The sequence below is a fragment of the Galactobacter valiniphilus genome (genome assembly GCF_003575975.1).
GTDB lineage: Bacteria > Actinomycetota > Actinomycetes > Actinomycetales > Micrococcaceae > Galactobacter > Galactobacter valiniphilus.
The window spans coordinates 1-1,242 of record NZ_QQXK01000069.1 but is presented as its reverse complement, the minus strand read 5'-3'; the positions used below and the strand labels follow the sequence as shown (position 1 = coordinate 1,242).

Annotated in this window: 1 protein-coding gene; it reads right to left on the bottom strand. The window is 64.7% G+C overall.

The window, feature by feature from the left end; translation table 11 throughout:
* Positions 1-22: 22 nt before the first annotated feature.
* On the bottom strand, positions 23-1,242 hold a 1,220-nt coding region (locus tag DWB68_RS15730), incomplete at its 5' end, for an IS110 family RNA-guided transposase (protein ID WP_325048573.1).

The window sequence follows — 1,242 nt, the reverse complement described above, 5'->3', positions numbered from 1 at the left end:
GCGACACTCCTATAGTTCAAAGTCAAGCTGTGAGCGCGTCCTGCCGAGGCCGGACTGTATCAACGATGAGGGGATAGAGCTGCCGGACGAGGTAGCGCTTGAGGCACCGAATGATCTCCATCTTCGTCTTGCCTTCAGCGGTCCTGCGCGCGGCGTAGTCGCGGGTCTCCTGGTCGTAGCGTAAGCGCACGATGACGATGTGGTAGAGCGCAGAATTCGCTTGCCGGTCACCGGCTCGATTCAATCGGTGACGGTTCGTTTTGCCGGACGAGGCGGGGATCGGGCAAGCGCCGGCCAGAGCTGCGAACGCAGCTTCAGAGCGCAGTCGTTCGGGGTTGTCGCCAGCAGTGATCAGCAGCTGGGCGGCGGTGTCGCGGCCGACGCCGTACACGTCCATCAACGCGGGGGCATGATCTTCCAGCAGCCGTTGCATGTGACCAGCCAACTCCTCAATCTGCTCGGTCAGTGTCTGCCAACGCCTGGCCAGGAGGCGCAAACTGTATGCCGTCGCTTCATTTGCACTCACGGGCGTTGCGGTTGGTCGCGTCGCGGCCAGCACGGCGATGAGCTTCGTGCTCGACAGCCCGCGGTACCGAGCGCGCAACTGCTCGGGTGCAGTGACCAGCAAGCCCTTGATCTGATTGATCGTCGCGGTCCTGGCCGACAGTGCTGACGACCTGGAAGAACGCAGTACCCGCAACGACTCGACGAAGCCGTCGCCGCCCTTGGGCGCTGCGGTAGCACGTCCGGAGAGGACCGCCTCGGCAGCCGAGTAGGCATCGAAGACATCAGTCTTGCCCCGCAGCCTGCGATCGAACAGGTTGGGGCGGTTGACCTCGACCACCGTCATTCCCGCGTCCCGGACGGCGCGCGTCACCGCCGCCCCGTACGAGCCCGTGCACTCGATGCCCACGCGCACCAACCCGTTCCACGATCCCAGGAACTGCACCGCCGCACGGTACCCGGCTGCCGTGGTCGGTATCTGAACATCACCAAGCCGTCGCCCTGCCGCGTCGATCACCGCGATGTGATGGGTGTCGGCGTGCGTGTCGATCCCGCCGTAGACCGCGATCTGTCTGTCGTTCACCATGGAACTGCGCCCTTCTGCGTTGTCGGGTGCGCAGACCGGCCGGGCGTCAGTCAGTTCACTATCGGGGACTCGCCAGACTCCTATCAGGACATGACGGCCCGCCGGGCTGCACTTCGAAAGTGAGCCGAGCCGGCCGACACGTCGCATGCAGG